Source organism: Clostridium amazonense (genome assembly GCF_056431285.1).
Map to the genome: position 1 here is coordinate 125076 of NZ_JBWKMH010000033.1, position 20290 is coordinate 145365.

Annotated in this window: 33 protein-coding genes; 3 read left to right on the forward strand and 30 right to left on the reverse strand. The window is 27.9% G+C overall.

Annotated elements, in window-relative coordinates:
- The 27 genes from AC07E4_RS15055 to AC07E4_RS15185 form a co-directional block, all read right to left on the reverse strand.
- Positions 1-657 (reverse strand): HK97 family phage prohead protease, encoded by a 657-nt coding sequence (locus tag AC07E4_RS15055; protein WP_242838385.1) that lies wholly within the window; start codon positions 655-657, stop codon positions 1-3.
- On the reverse strand, positions 617-2095 hold the full coding sequence (locus tag AC07E4_RS15060) for a phage portal protein (RefSeq protein ID WP_478216844.1): 1479 nt from the start codon (positions 2093-2095) through the stop codon (positions 617-619). The genes AC07E4_RS15055 and AC07E4_RS15060 overlap by 41 nt, the downstream gene beginning before the upstream one ends.
- Positions 2096-2104: 9 nt before the next feature.
- On the reverse strand, positions 2105-2329 hold the full coding sequence (locus tag AC07E4_RS15065) for a peptidylprolyl isomerase (protein WP_478216845.1): 225 nt from the start codon (positions 2327-2329) through the stop codon (positions 2105-2107).
- 13 nt (positions 2330-2342) lie between these two features.
- The gene (locus AC07E4_RS15070) at positions 2343-4187 is read right to left on the reverse strand and encodes a terminase gpA endonuclease subunit (RefSeq protein WP_478216846.1); all 1845 of its coding nucleotides are present in this window, start codon (positions 4185-4187) and stop codon (positions 2343-2345) included.
- A gap of 30 nt (positions 4188-4217) precedes the next feature.
- Positions 4218-4733, reverse strand: coding sequence for a hypothetical protein (locus tag AC07E4_RS15075; RefSeq protein WP_478216847.1), 516 nt, complete (start codon positions 4731-4733; stop codon positions 4218-4220).
- A 189-nt stretch (positions 4734-4922) separates the two neighbouring features.
- Positions 4923-5132 (reverse strand): hypothetical protein, encoded by a 210-nt coding sequence (locus AC07E4_RS15080; RefSeq protein WP_478216848.1) that lies wholly within the window; start codon positions 5130-5132, stop codon positions 4923-4925.
- Positions 5133-5311: 179 nt separating this feature from the next.
- Positions 5312-5887: a hypothetical protein gene (locus AC07E4_RS15085; protein WP_478216849.1), complete on the reverse strand. Its 576-nt coding sequence runs from the start codon at positions 5885-5887 to the stop codon at positions 5312-5314.
- Positions 5888-6093: 206 nt separating this feature from the next.
- On the reverse strand, positions 6094-6735 hold the full coding sequence (locus AC07E4_RS15090) for a lactate utilization protein (RefSeq protein WP_478216850.1): 642 nt from the start codon (positions 6733-6735) through the stop codon (positions 6094-6096).
- A gap of 303 nt (positions 6736-7038) precedes the next feature.
- Positions 7039-7650, reverse strand: coding sequence for a cyclase family protein (locus tag AC07E4_RS15095; RefSeq protein ID WP_478216851.1), 612 nt, complete (start codon positions 7648-7650; stop codon positions 7039-7041).
- A gap of 94 nt (positions 7651-7744) precedes the next feature.
- Positions 7745-8005 (reverse strand): DUF3795 domain-containing protein, encoded by a 261-nt coding sequence (locus AC07E4_RS15100; protein WP_478216852.1) that lies wholly within the window; start codon positions 8003-8005, stop codon positions 7745-7747.
- 15 nt (positions 8006-8020) lie between these two features.
- Entirely contained in the window at positions 8021-8281 is a 261-nt protein-coding gene (locus AC07E4_RS15105; protein ID WP_478216853.1) for a TfoX/Sxy family protein, read from the reverse strand.
- 286 nt (positions 8282-8567) lie between these two features.
- Positions 8568-9704 carry a ParB/RepB/Spo0J family partition protein gene (locus AC07E4_RS15110; RefSeq protein ID WP_478216854.1) on the reverse strand — a complete coding sequence of 379 codons (1137 nt, stop codon included), beginning with the start codon at positions 9702-9704 and terminating at the stop codon, positions 8568-8570.
- 34 nt (positions 9705-9738) lie between these two features.
- Positions 9739-10506, reverse strand: a complete 768-nt coding sequence (locus tag AC07E4_RS15115; RefSeq protein ID WP_478216855.1) for a ParA family protein — start codon at positions 10504-10506, stop codon at positions 9739-9741.
- Positions 10506-10694 (reverse strand): hypothetical protein, encoded by a 189-nt coding sequence (locus AC07E4_RS15120; RefSeq protein WP_478216856.1) that lies wholly within the window; start codon positions 10692-10694, stop codon positions 10506-10508. The genes AC07E4_RS15115 and AC07E4_RS15120 overlap by 1 nt, the downstream gene beginning before the upstream one ends.
- A 3-nt stretch (positions 10695-10697) precedes the next feature.
- On the reverse strand, positions 10698-11024 hold the full coding sequence (locus AC07E4_RS15125) for a Holliday junction resolvase RecU (protein WP_478216857.1): 327 nt from the start codon (positions 11022-11024) through the stop codon (positions 10698-10700).
- Between the two features lie 44 nt (positions 11025-11068).
- On the reverse strand, positions 11069-11875 hold the full coding sequence (locus AC07E4_RS15130; RefSeq protein WP_478216858.1) for a rolling circle replication-associated protein: 807 nt from the start codon (positions 11873-11875) through the stop codon (positions 11069-11071).
- A 410-nt stretch (positions 11876-12285) separates the two neighbouring features.
- Positions 12286-12477: a hypothetical protein gene (locus AC07E4_RS15135; protein WP_478216859.1), complete on the reverse strand. Its 192-nt coding sequence runs from the start codon at positions 12475-12477 to the stop codon at positions 12286-12288.
- A 4-nt stretch (positions 12478-12481) separates the two neighbouring features.
- Positions 12482-12688, reverse strand: coding sequence for a hypothetical protein (locus AC07E4_RS15140; RefSeq protein ID WP_478216860.1), 207 nt, complete (start codon positions 12686-12688; stop codon positions 12482-12484).
- Positions 12681-12869 carry a hypothetical protein gene (locus AC07E4_RS15145; protein WP_040329811.1) on the reverse strand — a complete coding sequence of 63 codons (189 nt, stop codon included), beginning with the start codon at positions 12867-12869 and terminating at the stop codon, positions 12681-12683. Before AC07E4_RS15145 ends, AC07E4_RS15140 begins: the two co-directional genes overlap by 8 nt.
- A gap of 31 nt (positions 12870-12900) precedes the next feature.
- Positions 12901-13077, reverse strand: coding sequence for a hypothetical protein (locus AC07E4_RS15150; protein WP_187372145.1), 177 nt, complete (start codon positions 13075-13077; stop codon positions 12901-12903).
- Between the two features lie 25 nt (positions 13078-13102).
- A complete protein-coding gene (locus AC07E4_RS15155) occupies positions 13103-13294 on the reverse strand; it encodes a hypothetical protein (RefSeq protein WP_478216861.1) in 192 nt (63 codons plus the stop codon).
- A gap of 146 nt (positions 13295-13440) precedes the next feature.
- Positions 13441-13632: a hypothetical protein gene (locus tag AC07E4_RS15160; RefSeq protein WP_478216862.1), complete on the reverse strand. Its 192-nt coding sequence runs from the start codon at positions 13630-13632 to the stop codon at positions 13441-13443.
- Between the two features lie 34 nt (positions 13633-13666).
- Positions 13667-13825, reverse strand: a complete 159-nt coding sequence (locus AC07E4_RS15165) for a hypothetical protein (protein WP_478216863.1) — start codon at positions 13823-13825, stop codon at positions 13667-13669.
- 69 nt (positions 13826-13894) lie between these two features.
- Complete coding sequence (locus AC07E4_RS15170; protein ID WP_478216864.1) at positions 13895-14155, reverse strand: hypothetical protein; 261 nt, start codon at positions 14153-14155, stop codon at positions 13895-13897.
- A 29-nt stretch (positions 14156-14184) separates the two neighbouring features.
- On the reverse strand, positions 14185-14367 hold the full coding sequence (locus tag AC07E4_RS15175) for a hypothetical protein (protein ID WP_478216865.1): 183 nt from the start codon (positions 14365-14367) through the stop codon (positions 14185-14187).
- 12 nt (positions 14368-14379) lie between these two features.
- Complete coding sequence (locus AC07E4_RS15180; RefSeq protein ID WP_478216866.1) at positions 14380-14574, reverse strand: hypothetical protein; 195 nt, start codon at positions 14572-14574, stop codon at positions 14380-14382.
- A 119-nt stretch (positions 14575-14693) separates the two neighbouring features.
- Positions 14694-14870 carry a hypothetical protein gene (locus AC07E4_RS15185; protein WP_478216867.1) on the reverse strand — a complete coding sequence of 59 codons (177 nt, stop codon included), beginning with the start codon at positions 14868-14870 and terminating at the stop codon, positions 14694-14696.
- Between the two features lie 177 nt (positions 14871-15047).
- Between AC07E4_RS15185 and AC07E4_RS15190 the strand changes: the two genes are divergently transcribed.
- The 3 genes from AC07E4_RS15190 (at position 15048) to AC07E4_RS15200 (ending at position 18274) form a co-directional block, all read left to right on the forward strand.
- Positions 15048-15623, forward strand: a complete 576-nt coding sequence (locus tag AC07E4_RS15190; RefSeq protein WP_478216868.1) for a helix-turn-helix domain-containing protein — start codon at positions 15048-15050, stop codon at positions 15621-15623.
- A gap of 204 nt (positions 15624-15827) precedes the next feature.
- A complete protein-coding gene (locus AC07E4_RS15195; protein WP_478216869.1) occupies positions 15828-16400 on the forward strand; it encodes a Uma2 family endonuclease in 573 nt (190 codons plus the stop codon).
- A 197-nt stretch (positions 16401-16597) separates the two neighbouring features.
- Positions 16598-18274, forward strand: coding sequence for a recombinase family protein (locus AC07E4_RS15200; RefSeq protein WP_478216870.1), 1677 nt, complete (start codon positions 16598-16600; stop codon positions 18272-18274).
- 53 nt (positions 18275-18327) lie between these two features.
- On the opposite strand, the gene AC07E4_RS15205 is transcribed toward AC07E4_RS15200, so the two are convergent.
- The 3 genes from AC07E4_RS15205 to AC07E4_RS15215 are packed head-to-tail and all read right to left on the reverse strand — an operon-like array spanning position 18328 to position 20288.
- On the reverse strand, positions 18328-18858 hold the full coding sequence (locus AC07E4_RS15205) for an ATP-binding protein (protein ID WP_478216871.1): 531 nt from the start codon (positions 18856-18858) through the stop codon (positions 18328-18330).
- A 19-nt stretch (positions 18859-18877) separates the two neighbouring features.
- Positions 18878-19252, reverse strand: a complete 375-nt coding sequence (locus AC07E4_RS15210; protein WP_478216872.1) for an ASCH domain-containing protein — start codon at positions 19250-19252, stop codon at positions 18878-18880.
- A complete protein-coding gene (locus AC07E4_RS15215) occupies positions 19230-20288 on the reverse strand; it encodes a hypothetical protein (protein WP_478216873.1) in 1059 nt (352 codons plus the stop codon). Before AC07E4_RS15215 ends, AC07E4_RS15210 begins: the two co-directional genes overlap by 23 nt.
- Positions 20289-20290 lie beyond the last annotated feature (2 nt).

Consider the following 20290-nt stretch of genomic DNA (forward strand, 5'->3'; position numbering starts at 1 on the left):
CTAGTATTTTGATATATTTTTATTTATCTGAATTTGATTTTCATAATATGAAAATGTATTTTCAGATTCTTTTAATCTAATATTGCTTTTTTCTAACTCTCTTCCCACACCAACAGTGGGGTCAGCTGGCACACTAACTATAGATATTTCATATGGTGTCCATTTCCTTGCTATTTCACATGGTCCTGTAAATCTTCCATCTGCTGATATTTTATTTGAAATTACTTCTTCAAATGAATCTATCCTATATCCTACAGATACACCTTTTAATGTTCCACTTTTAACCTTTTGATATATTTTCTCTGAATCATCATCTATATCAAATTCAACTTCTGCATTTCCTCTATTATTTTCAACCCAAACTTTAGTTACTTTCCCAATCACCTCATCTCTATTATGATTAAATAATAAGCAGCCGATTTCACTTAATCTAGTTAAATCGACTGCTCCATCTGAATGATCTAATATTTCAGTTCCCCACCACCTTTCATAAGGTTCTTCTGATGAAAAACTTAATATGAATTTTCTTTCATTACCTTTACCTTCAACTGTTCTTATAGAATTTGTTGTTAATTCTCTAAACATATCATTTTTATCTACATTTACTATTTGATTATTATCCTTCCTTAACATATAATTCTTCTTTCCCTTTATCAAAAATAACACCTCCCATATCTATGCCATTTTCTTTAGCATAATCGAGCACATCTTTTATTTCCTCTATTTGCTCTTTCCAGTCCTTTCCGTTTTCTGATGCTATTTGCTTAAATGTTTTTTGACCTGTTTGTAATGCTATTCTATTTGAATTTGCCTCTTTTAATGGATCAATCCACTTCTTAGGTGCTTGAATCCAATCATGTTTAAAATATTCTTCTTTTTTGTTCCAAAAATCTTTTATTTCAAATAATCCACTTAAATATCCTGATATTATAAATGTTTCATAAACTTCATTTAATACATTTTCTGTAAGCAATTCGATCTCTTCTGCATATGTTAAAGCATCTTCTATGCTTCCTTGCCTTGCTGATGAATAATTAGTTTCTGACATATCTCTTGATGTAGCTTCATAACTTATCCCTTGACCTGCTCCAACTAATCTTTGTTGTAATTTAATATATCCTGTTGCATCAGCACTTTGTCCCGATGGATTTACAACTTGAATTTCATCTCCAGCATTTAATTCCTTTATCATACCTGGCGAAATAGTTTTACCTTCATAATCATGTTTCCCCATAGTTGAGTTTGTCCCACCTCTACCTATCCCAGTTGTAGGTATTTGTTTTTTTATAAAAACTGATAAGCATGCTGCTATTCTTTCCTTAACTGATACAGCTGTCATAAATTCATTTGCATCTCTTATTCTTGTTATAGTTGGAGACATATCAGACATTTCTCTTATTTGAGACGGTCTTTTTTTAGAATAATAAAATATAACATATTTAGCTTCAATATATACTGGATTTTCTATTGAATAGCCATCAATACTATATTGCTTAATCCAATATCCAACTGGTTTATTGTACCTATTATATTCTATTCCCCCAACAACTTTATTTTTATTATCTTTAGGTATAATTTGAGAATTATCTAATTCATCTACTTCTATAGCTTGCAATTTAAATGGTAAAATTCCATCATCTGTATACCTTTTTAAAAATAATATTCCTCCATCAATTTTTTTTCTTTCAACTGCCATTCTAATCATTTGATTAAAGCTTTGAGTACCTGTAACATCACAATTATCTTTTTTACACCACATTTTCCATACTTTTTCAATCTCTGAGTTTAGCTCATCATCCGTTGTCCTAGCTTGTAATGTATACCCTCCGCCTATTACATTTCTTTTATAAGCTCCTACAACAGAATTCATTATGTCTGAATTTCTTTCTAAGTCTCTACATCTAGCTCTAATATTATCTCTACTGTATCTATCTGTCATTTCTGCTGATTGATTGGTAGCTTTCCAATTAGAGTTACTTCTCCCATAACTCCCAGCATCATAGTTTCTAAGTTCTCCCAAGTATTGTCTATATGCCTCACGCTTAACACCCCATTCAGGAGATATAAAACCAATAAAGTTATCTAACCAATTCACTTTATATACCTACCTTCCTGAAAAAATTGCAACATACGTATCATCTAATAAATCACTATCATTTCTTGCTACTTGTGCCATAAGATCATCCTTCATTTCTTTTAACATCTTTAAGTCTGCTCTTGTTAATTGTCTTGAACCAATTTTATAAGATTGCCCTCCTATTAAAACCTTATATATTGCTTTATCAACTTCACTAAGCATTTCTTTTGCTGAAAGATTATTTTCATCCACATTTATCACCTCTTTATATCCATTTCTCATTATTTTTAATCCAATTTTCTTCTGGTGCATACTGTTCATTATCATATGATTGTTCTACTTCATCATTTTCATTTTCTAAATGTAATAATCTCACATTTAAAACATCAGCCGCAGCCATGGCATAAACTTCGGTATCTAAATAATGGTTATCTGCATGAGATGTTTTTAAAACCCATTGTTGTCTTGTAAGATTCCCATTTTTAACATTAACCTTATGCTCTGATGTAACCTGTTCAGCATATTCTCTATCGCATCCCTTATATACCATCCACGAACCTTTGCCGTTTTCTTTTTTCATACGACCAGCTATCATGTCCTTATATTTTCCACCATCAACAATAACTAAATTCATTCCATATGCTTTAGATTCAGTTTTATTTACCTTTGATAACTTATAATGTGATAATTGTGGATTAGATGCACCTTTACATGGCAAACACCAATCTGAATTAGATGCGGCAAAATCATAAACAGAATCAGAATCATATCCTGAATCCATAAGTGTTAAATTTACAATCATTTTGGTTCCATCTTCTTTTATATATTCTAAATTCATAACCTTTTCAACTTCTGAAAATGAATATGCCTGACCATGACATATATTTTGACTTGTAACAAAATCACCCCATGCTCTTATGCTCCAATATAAACAATTTTCTTGAACATCTACTCCTCCTGTGAGTAGCTTTGCCCAACTAGGTACTACAAATTGTTCTATATTTGTTTGTCTTTCTAGTAACAAATCTGCATTTGTTTTTAATTTAGTATCTTCCCATGGTTCCGCTAGCCATGAATTAATAAAGTTTTGCAATTGTTCAGGATCATCTCTTGATTCTAAAAATTTCTTCGCCATATCTTCCCAAGTAACAAATATGCTATATAATGAATTTATCCAAAAAGATATTGTCTTTGGTTTACTAATGCATTTTTTATTTATACTTCTCCATTTTCCAAGTCGTAACATCTTAGGTTTTTCTTTATCTTCAATTACACATCCACATTCTTGACATATATATTTAGCTGTTGCTGCACGTTGTGCAATAGTCAATTTGCTTTCTTTATCTTTTTCAAAAACTACTTGATTCCATTTTAGTTCTATCATCTTTTTACAATGAGGACATGGCACGAAATAATGCCTTTGTTCTTCCGCTACTTCATGTATTTTCCACACATAATTATTTTTTAATGTAGGAGTAGAACATGAATATATCTTTTTAGAATGTTTAAATGTTTTTGTACGTTCTACAGCTAAATCATAAGGTGAAGCTTCTTTTTTTGAAGCTCCATTCATTTTATCTATTTCATCGAACATCAGATATTTAATTGCTTTTGATGCAAGTTTACTCGGTGAATTAGCTCCTCTTAAATACAAATTCATTCCCCTAAACTTTAAAGCAAGTTCCTTGGATTGATTTTCTAAAAATCTTTCTCTCAATGATGGACTTTTAAAAAATGCTGGCTTTAATTTATCATTAGATATATCTTTTGCTAGATCATCTGTTGGATAAACAATCATAGTTGGACTTGGATTTTGAGTCACTATCCAACCAATAGCATTTAACAGTGCCTCTGTACCACCAACTTGAGTTGGTTTACAAAAATTTATATGTTCAATGTAAGGATCATTGAAACTATCCATAATTTCAACTAAATATGGTGTAACGTCATTTGACCATTTACCTGGAAGTGAACTTGATTCATCCAACACTCTATATTTCTCCGCCCATTGACTTACATTTAATTGTTCAGGCTTTGCAAGCGTACGTTTTAATATTCGCCTAAATAAATTACTTGTTTTTTCTCTTGAACGTATCCTTTCATTCCCCATATTATCACCTTATTATGAATATAATTTTATTTATCCTTCATCATCCTCCTCATATGCTTCATCTAAATAATAACTTTTTTCTCTATTAATTTTATCTGGATCATATTCTGATAACTCTTCTAATGACTCTGTAATTTCTTTTAGAAGTATTTCAATTATTATATTAATATCCTCTTCCCCTAAAATTTGTACAGCTACTTTATTAGGTATAGACAATAATCTATTTCTAAAATTAATTAACATTTCGTTTAAAAACAATTCTACATCTGAAGCTTCATGAAGTTCCTTTTTTAATTTTCTAAGCTTTAATTTAGATATATTCTTTTTAATTTGTTCATGCTCTGCCTGTTCCTTTTCTCTATCTATAGATGTACCCATATTCGTTTCCGCTTTTACTTTATAATCAATATATTCCTGAACACATTTTTCTAAGTTATATTTTTTACCATTTTCAGCAAAAGAAAAGAACCCTTCTTCTCTTAGTTGTCTCACCCTTCTAGATGTGATTCCTAATATGTTTGCGAGTTCTTTCTGATTTACATTCATAGACATATATCACCTCGATATATACATATATTTTTTCAATTTATTTTGTACAATTTTTTAATATTATTTTTTATAAAAAGAGGAAGGAAGTACCTAAATTTTTTTTGTTGTAAAAAGATACAAAATGGGCATCGCTAGACCCTCATATACCTATCCCCCTAAGAAGTACCTTAGTACAAAATACTATTACTATTCTCTTTGTTTTATTGCCCCGTTAACTCTCTTATAACTATCATGTTTCATACATTCTATTACTCCATCATATGGATAATAATACAACTCCATATATTCGCATGTATTATAGTTACTACATCCTTTGCATAGTTCTAGAGACTTCGCACATGACACTTTATCTCCACTAAATCTTATGTTTAATTTAATCTTATTCCTTCTTTTCATGTACAAGTCTCCCTCCATTTAATTGTATAAATAAAAGGTGAGTAAAAACCCATATAATTAAATATAAGTACTTCACTCACCTTTTATTTAAAGTGCAATCTATCAATAAAATTTTATAATATTATATTACTATATATTTTTCTTATGTTCAATAGCACTAAATGTGCATTGAATGTGCATTATATTATATCTCTAACACTTTCAGGAAATAGAATAGTTATCATTTTATTCATTAATCTTTTTCTATTTCTTGATATGGTTGTCCTATCTTTACCCATCCTCTCTGCTATATATTCATCTGTTATAGTTTCCTCTTCGCCTTCTAAATATTTAATATATATTATATCAAAATACTTATCGTTCCTTATTTTATCTAATGCTCTATCTATTCTATTTAAATCTCTTTTAGTTTCTTCCTTTTCTCTTTTGTATTTTTCTATTAGTTGCATATATCTATCCTCTTCACTTATTCCACCCGATGTAGAATATACAACGATTGAACCACTTTTCTTAGGTAATCCATATCGTTCGATATTTCTTATATCTTCATCTTTTTGATTTAATGCCTCTTTCAATGAATTATAACTATATAATAAAATTTCAATTCTCTTATAAAAACTCATTTCCCTTTTTATCATATTTTTACTTCGTAACTTTTCTATTACTTCTATAGCTGTCATTTCTGCTGCATTGCTAATAATATCTTTTATCTCATTAATGTTCTCAATTTTATTATCTTTAACACTTTTACCCATCGCCGAACTCCTTTTCTACCGTTATTTACAATAGTCCATCTCTAAATAATTTTTTAAATATCAATTAACGTTCTTCCTTTCTTCACTTTATATTTGTATTACGACATAAAAATACCGCAATTTCATTTCTGAATAATACGGCATTTATAAAAATTATTTAATTTTCTAGTCTAGTCTTTAAATAATAACTATTCAGAAGTAAGTAGTTAATATCCTAACTGCGTTCCTACAATAATTACTTTTATCCTATCTTTAATAAACTGTCCTCTAATTGTTATGAAATCATTACATATTCTATTAGTATTTTTACAATCTACACAATAACCTAATGTAGTACATGGAGTGTTTTTACCTAATCTTTTTGCGTCAATTGGTGCACAGTAATTTCTAACTCTTTTTTCTGCTTCTTCTATATTCCTAACAATTTTATTTACACCTGTTACTAAAATAACCTGTTTAGGTCCATAAATCATTGGTGCAACTCTACTTCCATTGCCATCAATATTGTAAAGTTCTCCATCTTCTGTTAATGCATTTGTACTACACAGAAAAGTATCAGCAGAAAAGTTTTGTATATAAATTTGTTTTTTTTCTTCACTCGTAATACCTTCTCTATACTTATCTAAAAAAGTATAGTTTCCTTTACGTAGAAAATCTATAGCACCTGTTTCAAAAAGTGTCATTGAATCACCTACACCCACTACAGAATTTTCATCTATAAGTTCTTTTAAAAGTCCTTTTAATTCAGCATCATCCTTAACAAAAAAACCTGCCATATTCCGTTTCCTTAAATTATTTATAGTTCTCTCAATTTGGTTTTCTAAATACCACAAAACATTATTATCCATTTAAATTTATATTCCTTTCATAAATAAAGTTTAACTCTTATTTTTATGATGCTAATATCATACTTCCTAATGAGTTACAACTATGACTTCGTTCATAAGAAAAGTTTATCATATTTATCTCTATTATTTTTAATATACTTAAAATAACTCTTACTTATTTTTTAATACCATATTATTCAATTCTCAAAGAACATTGTTTGTAATCTAAAATTTAAAACTTACGTCGCATTTTAATCATATTACGACACAAAAAAATACCGCAATTTCATTTCTGAATAATGCGATATTTAATCTCTATACATATTAATATTCTACTAAAATTCTTGTTGGGTAAGCATCCAATCCTTCTATTTTCATTGGTAAACAATAAACCTTAAAATTTTCTTCTGGTATACTATCAAGATTAGCCAAATTTTCTATTGCATAAGTTTTATTTTTTCCCAAATAAATATCTATAATTCCATGATTTCTTCCAATACCAAGACCTAAAGTATCTATACCTATCATATTAACTTTTTTATCAACTAAATATTCTATAACTTCCATAGACACTTCAGGATGGTTATTATATTTTTCCTCATCTTTAAAATATTTATCCCAACCAGTTTGAAAAAATACATAAACACCTTCTTTGACACGGCAAATATCTAAGTCACTCAACTTAATTGGTCTATCTACTATATGTGAAACATCAAACTTTATTCCTGTTGATATTAATTGTTCATTTTCTATCATTACATCTGCTCCCATTACATCTATATGAGTCCCCATATTGTGAACGTCACATGAAAAAGAAGTTGTGGTATATTCACTTCCACCTTTTGAAAAACGAGTAACTTTTTGAACTCTTAAAGGTTCTGAACCTCCCCTATAAACCCTACCTATTTGAGTCGTTTGTGTAATATCTATTATCATCCAGATCCCACTTTCTACTATACTATTTATATTTACATATAATATATCATTAATTATAATACAAATCACTAAATTAAAATTTATCATCTTAATCTTACTTATTCATAGCCCATTTTTTGCATTGCTCAATCTTAAGAGATGGATCAAATCCTTTTTCAACTCCCATATTCGAAAGTATATCACAAGGAAAATCGGGACATTCACCACAGTGATTATAATTCTTCTCCTCACAGCAATATTTAACTCCACATTCTCCACCCCAAAATGGCTTCTTCATATCTATACATCCACTGCAATTTACCTTTTCTTTTCTCTCACAATTATTACAACAAACACCACATCTTGATTCAAACATAATTATGCTCCTTTACTATTTATTTTTATACCAATTATAAAAATCTTTTAGTTCTGTTTTGCGTCCCTGTGATAGCTCCGTTTTCTTAATACCTTGAATTGCACCTTCCATTGCTAACAATCTATTAATACATGCTGAAGCGTCAATTTCTTGTATTTTTAGCCATGCTTTCTCTGAACCAATATTTTTTAATTCATCATAAGTAAATATGCCTACTTTATTCAACTGCCTTTCAACTTCTTTTCCGATATTATGTAGTTCTGATAATTGTCCCATAATAAAACTTCCTTTCAAGTTACTATTTATCTTTTAATAATTGTAACATATTTTGTAAATACCGCATTATTCAATTTTCAAAGAACACTTTTTACTTTTATGTCGCTTAATAATCAAATCATGAATCAATTTAAATCTTTAACTGCACTGCATATTCTTTTCCCCCTATATCATTTGCTTTTATATGATACCTACTTTATAATATAAGTATCATTTTTATTTCTAAGAGAGCTATTGTTTTCCAGACGTCTAGCTCTCTTTTTATTGATCTATTTTTGAATAAACTTTATAATCTTGTCCCACATATCGGACATAATACACATACAATTTCATCTACTTCGCCTGTATTGTTGTCTACTATATTTGCCTTATGTGTAACTTCCTCAATATATATAGAAAATTTTCCATTCTGCGATGATATTGAAGTTTCTCCTCTACAAAAACTACATCCTTTCTTTTGTTCTATTTTTGTTTTTTCTATAATAATGCTTTCTTTGGTATTATTTTCTTCTACTGTTATTTGCTCTTGGTTTTCTATATGATCTATTTCATCAATCTCTTCTGCTTCATCTTCTTCTGTAATATTTTCTTTTATAATCTCCTCTTCTTTTTCTTCCTCTTGGTATATCTGTTCTTTATTTTTTTCTAATGTGTTTTCATTTTCTAAAACATTAATTTGACCTGGTATTTGTTTATACTCTTCTTCCTGTCTTTTTAGTTCCTTTACATCTTGCAATGACACATCTTGACTATTCAATAAATCATTTACCTTGTTTTGCATAGATTCCGAAAGTTGTGACGCCTCATATGCTGTTGAAAAACTAATTTTATTATCTTTTAATGCCTTAACTAATTCCTCATTAAGATTTTTGTTTATAGCTTTATATCTAGCTAATTGTGATGAAGATGTATTAGTTATGTCTGATAATAAATCCCTGGTCCTTCCTGGTATATTAGCCTCTCTTTTTAGTTCAATAACAAGTTTTTCAATTTCTATTACTTGCATCATCTTTTCATAATCAGTTATCTTCCTTTGAGTGGAATTTGTCATGATCATTGTTAATTTATTTAATATATCATTTTTCTTATTCTTTATACGACATGGCATATCTCTATATTGTTCTTCTCCTTCTTGGACTAACATTTTAGATGCTAATGTTCTTCTATGACCTGCAATTATTTTATATTTTCCACTTTGCAACTCTTCCACTACTAAGTTTTGTTCTATACCCAATAATTCAATTGATTGTTTCATTTCTTCAATTTCATCAGTGTTATAAAAATTTTCTCTTGACGGTTCCAAATCATCAATATCTATCATTTTTATATCAAAATCTTCTTTTATTTCTTCAACTTGTTCTTTATCTATTTCCATAGACTTGTTATTTAATAAGCTTGTCAGATTGAATTTTTGTTTCGCCACTTAATCACCTCAAATTGTGTCCAACTTGGACACATTATTTATAGAACTCTAAATATTCTTTTACTAGACTTAAATAATCTTTTGATGCACCACAACGCTTTGAATATTCTATTATTGGCATTTTTGCAAATGTACTCTCATCAACTTTTGAGGTACGTCTTATATGAGTTTTAAATAAAGGATACTTATCTTGGTTTACAAGCCACTCTTCTCCCTGAATATTAACTTCATTTTTACAATATTGAGTTACAAAACATCCTCTAAATGTTAATTCAGAATTTAAATCTTCTTTTGTGTTTTCTATTTGTTCTTTTAACTCTTCTAACCCATCAAATGCAAAATCATCAATTTTTAATGGTATAAGTACATCATGTGATGCAACCAATGCATTTATAGTAGATATATTTATATCTGGTGCATTATCTATTATGCAAAAATCATATTTATGATTTACTTGTTCTAATGCTATTTTTAACCTTGTTTGTTGAGGTCTTGCTTGATCCATTAGCACCCTTAAGTTTGCATTTAATAAATTCATATTTGCTGTAATGATATCAAGATTAGAATAATTTGTTTTTTGTATTATTTTATCTAAGTTTACTTTTCTCATTGTCATAATTTCTTCAATTCCTTTATGATTATAAGAATGTCTATCAAATAGCTTAGATAAATTTCCTTGTTTGTCATTATCTATTAGTAATACACGATAGTTATATATAGCTGCTAAAATATGTCCAATATTTGCACTTGATATAGTCTTTGCAACTCCACCTTTAAGGTTTATTATTGAAATAATTTTCACTATATTTCATCCCCTTTTACATAATTCAAAAACATTGCACAAGTTCCTATTTCTATTCTGTACTCCTCTACATCATTTTTAGTTAAGTACTGTCTCCCATAAATCTTTTTCATGTCTTTCCAGATAGTCCATGGTATAAATGCATACACATCTTTTATACAAATGCACACACCTGTTTTAGCACCCATTCTTTAGTGTTCCTCTAGGCATTCCATTTGTGTATCTGTTAATGCTGCTCTTCTCATTTTTAATGTGCTTGTGTATTTGGCTTCGAATACTATTGCTTGACCACCCTTTAACGTTCCTTTAAAGTCTGGCTGTGCATTAGCTGTAAATCTCCCCATAAAAGTTCCATTATTACTTTTTTTCATAACTCTAAATGGTTCTGGAGTTTTCTCTATAACTGCTAGTCCTTTTCTTTTATAATAATTACACCCAGCAGTTATATAAGCTTCAAAATGATGTCCTTGTGCATTATTAACCATGTTTTGATATTCTCTACATTCACTGGCTCTCATAAATTTCACTCCTCTTTAATTTGTTTTATATTTTTTTATAAATATCATTCTTTCCTTTTCCACATTTTTAGGTATATATGCCACCCTGTATCTTCGTAATATTCTGTAACTACACTAACTATTTCATATTGTGGATAAATCTTTTCAAATTCTTTTTTATTGCTATTGTCTTTTGCTAATTTTTCTACTTTTCTTTTAGAATATTTATTATCATTAGTTCTTGAACAAGGTCTTATAAGGTTTTGACTACCACTCCAACTTTTTTTGTTCTGTGGTCTTTTCACTATGTATTTACACATAGCCTCTATGCCATTTTCATTAGGTTGAAGTCTATCAGCATTTACATATCCTAAGCTTTCGCCTTTCTTTTCTCCCTTTTTTCTTCTTTTGCACCATAAGTCTTCTACTGTGTTTCTATCTAGTCCACCATTCATAATTAAATGATGATGAATCTTTATATTCTCTTCTTCATTTTTTGAATAATAGTATTCTGTAACAACGATATATTTCAACTCTCCTAGTCCCTCTTTTTTCATCTTACGTTTTATTCGTCTAATATAATTAGTTAATATTATTTCTGCCTCTTCTGGTGTTTTAGGTCTATTTGCATCTGTATATGTTAAAGACACATGATAATCACCTATTCCAAAATTGGCATTACCTATCTGCACTAAACGCCTCTTTGAATTTTTATCATTCAAGTCTTTTTGCTTTGGTAAACTTTCTCTTACTTTCTTTGACCTTTTCCCTTTTACATATGTTTCTTGGTTTTGAGTTCTAGGGATTATATCAACCTCCATGTACTCACTACCACAATATATTTTTTTCTCTCTCATAAAATTTCTACTCATTTTGGTTTCAACTCCTACCCTCATAACTCAATTTCTTATCCCTCTTGTACATATCTTTCTTTTAAAATCTATAGGGTATCTTCTCTTATCTTTTTCTCATATATTTCTTTTCTATATTTTCTTTATATAAAAATGTAATATTTTTATATAAAATCTAATATATTAGTTTATATGGTTGTAATGTTAATACCCCATACAAGCCCTAGAAGGACTATGATTTTTTTATTTCCAATTGCACTTTTTAAACCAAAATGATATAATGTTTTTACTGTGAATATCGTTTTGGTTTTTTTAAGACCTTTAATTTTGTGCTCTAACACATTATTAAAGGTCTTTTGATTTTGTAAATAAATTCCATTATAGAAATTATATTTAATGCTTGTACACTTTTAACCGTATTCATATTTTCTTTATACCTTAGCATCATCATTAACTTTATTCATATTTTCTTTGTATGGGCTAGTAAATACCCCTATATCTAAGTAATTATTGTCTAAATAGTCCTTTAACTGTTTCATGTTGTATATACCTATCTTGTTAAGTTTTTCCCATCTTTCCTTAACTGCATCACTCATAGTATTATCAGTATTAATAATGTCCACCACCCTATTTAAATTGATTTTCATCTACATTTTTTAATATTTCTATTGTCATCTCTAAAATTTGTACATCCTTATCACAAGTTTCTATCATCTCAAATTCTTTACAATCTGATTTCAAGTCATCTAAGTGTTTTATAATGTATTGTTTCTTTTGATTCAGTTGCTCTTGATTCTTTTCAAGAGCAACATTTTGTTTTTTATCTTTATCCATGACGTTTTTCCTCTTCCAATAAAGTCTTTCTTTGAAATTTTAAATTTTTCAATGCTTGTGTGTGTATTTCTCTATCTATATCCCTTGTGTCTTTTTCTATTGCTGCTTCTAATATCTTTATTGTTGTATTTATTCGTTCTAAATCACTAGCCACTTCTACAGTGGGTATTCCTTCATTCATTTCTATACCTCTTTTTTAAAATTACTTTTATTTAATTTCTAATTAGCCTTTCTGACATTTTACATATATTTATAAAATTATCTTGATTTGTAAGTCTATTAAATCCAACTCTATTAAATTTGATATCTTGTTCTGCAATCTTAAGTATTTCTTTAAACTCTTCTTTTGTGGTAACAGCTCTTAATTGTTTTAAAAAATTGTTTACCACTTTTACATCCCCTTTTCGTAAATATCTATTTAATTAAACTTTTTAATGATGTTTCTAAACTTAGTTCCTCTACTCTACTGATAGCCTCTTGAAATAGTCTCCTAGTAAATATTGCTGTGACTTCTACTCCCTCAAATTCATCTACTACAAATTGTATTAAATTATCTATTACTTCTTTTCTTTTTTCAGTTGTAACATATAATGTTAATTCTTCCATCTTAACCCCTACTTTCTATATTCAAATTCGCAATATTTTTATTTTCTACATTCTTCCAACCATAATGTAACTATCAGCTTGGCAGAGCTGAAATAACTTTTATATGAAAGGTTTGATTTATATGAATACTGCTGACTTTGTATTAACTAATTCTTATGTGCAACAAAATCTACAATCTGTGATTCTGTTGCACATGCTATAAGCGAAGTGTTCATAATTATAGCCATTAGAGACAGTTTATATAATATTGTATTTCTATTAAAAGCTATAATTATTTTGCATGATATTATTGATAAGATAATACTTATAATTCCAGTTCCTATGTCTACACCGTTCATTTTTTATCCCTCCTATGATTCTTTTTATCCAGCTCTATTTTTTATCAATTACAGCTTGACACTTTTCTGAAATTGCTGTTCTAAATTGTTTAATATATTTATTTATCATTCGCACCTCAACAATCATAATTGACTCAGTTATAATTGCTGATATTATTACGCTTATTGCTACAGTTCCCCAATTTATAATCATAATTTATTACACCTTCCTATTTGAAAATTTTTTTTTATAAAGATAAAGATTAAGATTAACTGGGTTTTTCTATAAGATGCTTTTTAGAATTGCATCAAGTCTATCTAAGGTTCCATCAATATTAATTAAGTGTTCAATCAATCTATTGCCATATATCTCTACCTCACATGTTCTAAGAAAATAAATTATAATAATGAATAATTGTGCTATAGCTAACCACATTTGAACTCTTGTATGTTTTTTCATTCTCTTATCTACTATTTGGTTTATTAACTGCTCTTGAACCTCCATTTCAAGAGTAGTTAATGCACTCTCATTTTCTTTGCTCATTTATTAATCCCCCATCGCTTTTTAACTTCTTATTTTTTTGTTGTAACACCAAATGTAAGGTTGTATGGATATTGAAATTCTAATACTGCTTTTGCAACACCTGGTAAAGCATTAATTTCAGCAACTGTTGCATTTTCTTTTGTAGCTCTTTTAATAAACTCAACTAAATTTTCTATTACAATTTCCTTTTTTTCATTTAACTCTTTATTCATTATCAATTCCTCCTATTCACTTTTATAAGTATTAATATCTAGCGGTACATTAGCCAATATATCTTTCACTAAATCTAATGTTACATATGCTTGATTTAGTGAAAGTTTATGTTTTACAATCACACCACATATCATTGTCGCAAAACCTAATGCTCCTATTTCATCAAATTCAATTTCTTTAAGTCGCTCTTTAATATCTTTTTTCATCTTTAAAACCTCACTTTCTTTTCCTAAGGTTGCTACCCTCATTTTTAGCTATTATTTACACCATTACGATTTCACCGACCTATCGAGAAGTGTTCGCTCTTATACATCCTTCACTTATATTAATTTAATTTAGTTTCTTCTTTTTTGCTTCCAAATTGTTTCCCCCATTCAAATCCTAGGTCAAAGCTTCTTTTAAATAACTCAAAAGTTTCTTGGTCTTTAATATCTAAAGATAATACAAAATCAGTTATTTTATTAACTCTGGACTTTTCTTCTTTTTTTAAAATAATTTCCATTTTTTCACTTCCTTTATTAATTTTTAGTGAAATTAAATTTTATATTTTGTGTTGATGAATACATTATATATCTATACCAAGTGTCAGTCAATACATATTTGTAATTTATTTTTATTCTTTTGCGTTGACTAACACATTTTGTAATGTTATTATTTTCTTATGACTGGAGGTGATAAAATGGAAATGTATGAAAGAATAAAAAAGGTTAGAACTGATAATAAACTAACCCAAAGTGAATTTGCTAAACATTTAGGTGTAACAAGATCTGTTATATCAAATATAGAATTAAATAGACTTGCAAAACCTGAGCAAAAAAACTCTCTAATAAAATTAATTAGTAAAGAATTTAACATTAATGAGCAATGGCTTCTTGACGGTATTGGTGAAATGTTCATTGAGCCAGATACCTTTTCTCTTGATGAATATTTAAAACAAAAGAAAGCTACAGATTTAGAAAAAAATATAGTTGAGTCTGTTGTTAAAAGTTATTTTGAAGTATCTGAAGAATTTAGAGATGAGTTTATCAATAATCTTATTAACAGATTTAAAGAAACGCTAAACAATGAAGATTGTGCTTGTGAATATGAAGATGCATCTAGTAATGAAAAGAGCATTGAAGAACAAATTGCTGAAGCTGAAAGAGAACATGAAATTAAAGTTCTTGGAAAGAAGCCTGAACAATTAGACACTAGAGATAAAATTTTAAATTTCAAACCAAATGATAAATCTGCTTCTGATAAAGAACATGCTTAAAGATTAAAAAACTATGGATAAATGGGAGATTTTATAATGAGGAAAAAATATACTAATGAAATGTCAATAACTACTGATAAATACAATTCCTCTTATTTTACATCTGAGGAATTATATATATAAAACATCTAATAGACTGTAATAACAAAGGTGTTATTTGTCTAGAATATTTCAGAAGAAAGAAAAATAAAAGGATGTGAATATATGGAATTAAATAAGAATCAAGTTTACACTTATGAGGATTATTTAAAAGCTCATAAAGATGATGTGTTTGAAATACTAGATGGTCAAGTATTCAATCATCCAGCTCCTAGCAGAATACATCAAAAAATAATAATTGAAATTTCATCAGAAATAAGAAATTATATTAAATCTAATAATGGACCATGTGAAGTTTATACTGCTCCTTTTGATGTAGTTCTTGTAAATGAAGGTGAAATTGAAAATAGCAGTAAAAATGTGGTTCAACCTGATATTTCAATTATATGTGATAAAAATAAATTAACTGATAAAGGCTGCACTGGTACACCAGATATGATTATTGAAATAGTTTCTCCTAGCAATGCTAGTCATGATTATGTTAAAAAATTATTTTTATATGAAAAATATGGTGTAAAAGAATATTGGATAGTAAATCCAATGGAAAAAGTAGTATCTATTTTTTCTTTTAATGGTCAACGTTTTGGAGAACCTAAACAATATACTTTTGATGATAAGATAAAAGTTAATATTTATAATGATCTAGATATTGATTTTAAATCATTAAATCTTGAGTAACTAGCTATCTAGTTATTAAATAAAAAGCAGTACTTTTATCAATGCACTCATAAAAATAAAGGATTGATGCACTTCTAAATACATCAATCCTCTTGATATTAATAACAACCAAAATGTGATATTAATACCTGTGTAAGCAACTTGTATTTTATCACATTTTCTTCTTATTTAACAGTTTTGAAGGGAATGAGTTTATTATGAAAAATAAAATAGCAATATATGTTAGAGTTTCTACACATCATCAAATTGATAAAGACTCTCTACCATTACAAAAACAAGATTTAATTAATTACTCTGAATATGTACTTGGTTCTAAGGATTATGAAATATTTGAGGATGCTGGATATTCTGCTAAAAACACAGACAGACCTAAATATCAGGAAATGATGACTAAAATTAGAAATGGTGAATTCTCTCATCTTCTTGTATGGAAGATTGATAGAATATCTCGTAACTTACTAGATTTTTGTGATATGTATGAAGAACTTAAAAAATATAATTGTACTTTTGTAAGCAAAAATGAACAGTTTGACACATCTTCTGCTATGGGTGAAGCAATGCTTAAAATAATTTTAGTCTTTGCTGAACTTGAAAGAAAACTAACTGGTGAAAGAGTTACATCTGTTATGCTTGATAGAGCTAGTAAAGGATTATGGAATGGTGCTCCTGTTCCTCTAGGTTATAAGTGGAATAAAGAAATTAAGTTCCCTGTTCCTGATCTAGAAGAAACTCTTACAGTTAAATATATATTCAATAATTATAAAGATACTAAATCAACTTCTGCTGTAAGAAATTTATTAAATTCAAATGGAATTAAAACTAAGAAAAATGGTGCCTGGACCACTAAAACAATATCTGATATAATTAGAAACCCTTTTTACATAGGCACTTATAGATATAATTATCGTGAATCTGCCCATGGTAAAAAGAAAAAAGAAAATGAATGGATAGTTTTAGAAGATAATCATGAAGGTATTATTGATAAAGAACTTTGGGGAAAATGTAACGATATTATGGATGTTAATGCACAAAGAAATAATGCTAGATTTAGGGGAAATGTTAAAATTCATGTTTTTGCTGGATTATTAGAATGTGGTGAATGTCATCACTCTTTCTATTCAAAGCAGGACAAGCCTAATCAGGATGGTTTTATCCCTTCCTTCTATTGGTGTAGTGGTAGATATAATCATTTAGGCTGCAATCAAAAAACAGTTAATGAAAATATTATAGGAAGTTTTACTTTTAATTATATTTCTAATTTAATTACTGTTTATAAAACATTAAGAAAACCAACTATAGCTAAATTAGAATCATCACTTCTAACTGGATTACCATTTAAAGATGTAGTTGGAATTGAAAACATTGAAGATATATACAATGCTGTATGCTTCTCCCCTTCCAATAAGTTTAAAAAAGTAAATGATACTGATAGTGAAAACAATAATAATAGTTTTGAATTAGACAATTTTAAAAAGGAAAAGAATAAATTTGAAAGAGCTTTAGAAAGATTGGAAGATTTATATTTATTTGATGATGAAGCTATGTCTGAAAAAGACTATCTAATAAAAAAGAATAAAATCAATTCTAAGCTATCTGAAATCAATTCTAAGCTATCCGAATTAAAAAAGAATATTATTCCATCTGATGAATTAAACTTTATTTTATTAGCTGATATGGCACTATTAACAAATCGAATATCTAACATGACTAAAAATGAAGATATAAATTATAAAAACTTAGTAATTGATGCTGGTAGAGAAAACCTTAAAGAATTTGCAAATAAAATAATTGATACAATAATTGTTAAAAATAAAAAGATTTTAAGTATAAAATTTAAAAATGGATTAGAAAGTAAATTTATATATAACTCATAAATAAAAAGCATAAGATTTTATTTCTTATGCTTTTTATTTCAATACATTTCATGTTAAGTTGTAATATTGTTTACATATTTAACTATACATTCTTCATCTGAAATATCAAAAACACTACATTTTATTCCTAATTCTCTTGCAATATATTTAGCATATTCTACTTCTTGTTTCTGAAATTCACTGATAAAATTCAAATTATACGTTTTAAAATCTCTATCTTTTATCTTTTCACATATATTTTCAGGTGAATCCTTCAAAACAATTATTTCTACCATAGGAATTTTCATAAATGTATCAATAGGTATTCTTCCTATCTTTTTCTCTTTATCTATTAAACAAAAATGTCCATCCAATATATAGTATTCATCATCTACTAAATATTCATTTATAGATTCTATTAAGCTATATTGATTGTTTTCTATATTTTTAACACTTTTATCATTTGTTAATTCTTTAGAATTCATTTTAGCTATTAAGCTACCCGCTGAATAATGTTTTAATAAAATTTGATTACTTATTTTTTTACAAAGTGTAGTTTTACCAACACCATGAATCCCCGCAATAAATATAATCTTACTATCCATTCCCCACTCCCCTTATATTTTAAATATATCTAAATGATTGAGGGGCACATTTTATTTTAGGATCTAATTCTAACAACTCCAAAGGCTGCTGATATATTAATGTATTTTTTATAGCTATAGCAAATCCTTTATCTTTTTCTTTAAAGTATTCAACATAATCTTTTTCGTCTATTCCAGAATATTGCTTAGTCTTTTCCCATATAAACTGGGGAGTCCCCTGCAATACTTCGTCAATTGTAAATTCCCCTATAACCTTACCAACTGGTTTAGTAGCATAAACAACTATAGTATCAATATCTTGTCTTTTAAATAAACTTCTTCTATATTCAAACCTTTTTTCACCTTCAAATATCTTTTCTACATATTGTGGTTTAATTGATAATAAAACTTTCATTTACCTCACCTAATTCTAATATTTTTAAAAATTGTTCATCTGTTAATTGTACAGCAACCCAACGATCATACCTATTCATCTCAACATCTTCTATAAGTTGCTTTCTTATTGGTCTTTTATTTAGAGCCATATTATATAACATTTTTATTAAATACTTATATTTCTTTTTATTCCAAAACTCCTCTAATTCGCTTTCACTAAAAACACTATGTTTCTTACAGTAATCATAAAATTCATCATAATTTTTAAACTCGTCTATGTGTTTAATTTCCTCTACAACACATATTGAAGATGCAACTGATGAATATTCAGCCTTTTTTCCAAAATCAGCTGTTCTATAAATGACAACTAAATCTCCTCTACCATACTTGCTTAAATTTGCTCCTGAAAGATATATCTTTTCTATACTATTAGTAAATGATATATCATCAATATTATGTTCTGTTTCAGTTTTTAATTTTGAATCTGGGAACATTCTAGTATGAAACTTGGGCATTATAGACAGTAGAAATTTTTTATTATTTTCAATTTTCATTTTAGGATAATCTTTTAATATATCATTATATGTTACTTCTATGGATTTTACATACACATTCTCATTTCCAGCCTTACTATTCTTCATTCCATGATATACAAAACCATACTTAACTAATAAATTTATTAATGCTTCATGCTCTTCAAAAATAGTTACATACGCTTCTTTAAAATCATTTTTAAACATTTCATCAATTATTATCTTTATAAATCGTTCTCCTAATTTAGTTCCATGTGCTTTAATTTTAAAAGTTCCCACCTTTAATTTTCTACCTTCATTTAACTTAGGTTCTATACTATCATCACTTTCATTTTCCTCTTTTAAGTACAAAAATCCTTGAATTCCATCATCCTCTAATACAAAAGCAAATTCTCCTTTTTCTCCCTTTCTTTGAAACCATTCTTCAAACCCTGGATAAGATGACTTTAAACTTTCAAAAAAATCATCATTTAAATCAATTTCATTAAATTTCTTTCTTTTTATTGCATCTTGTTCTCCCATTA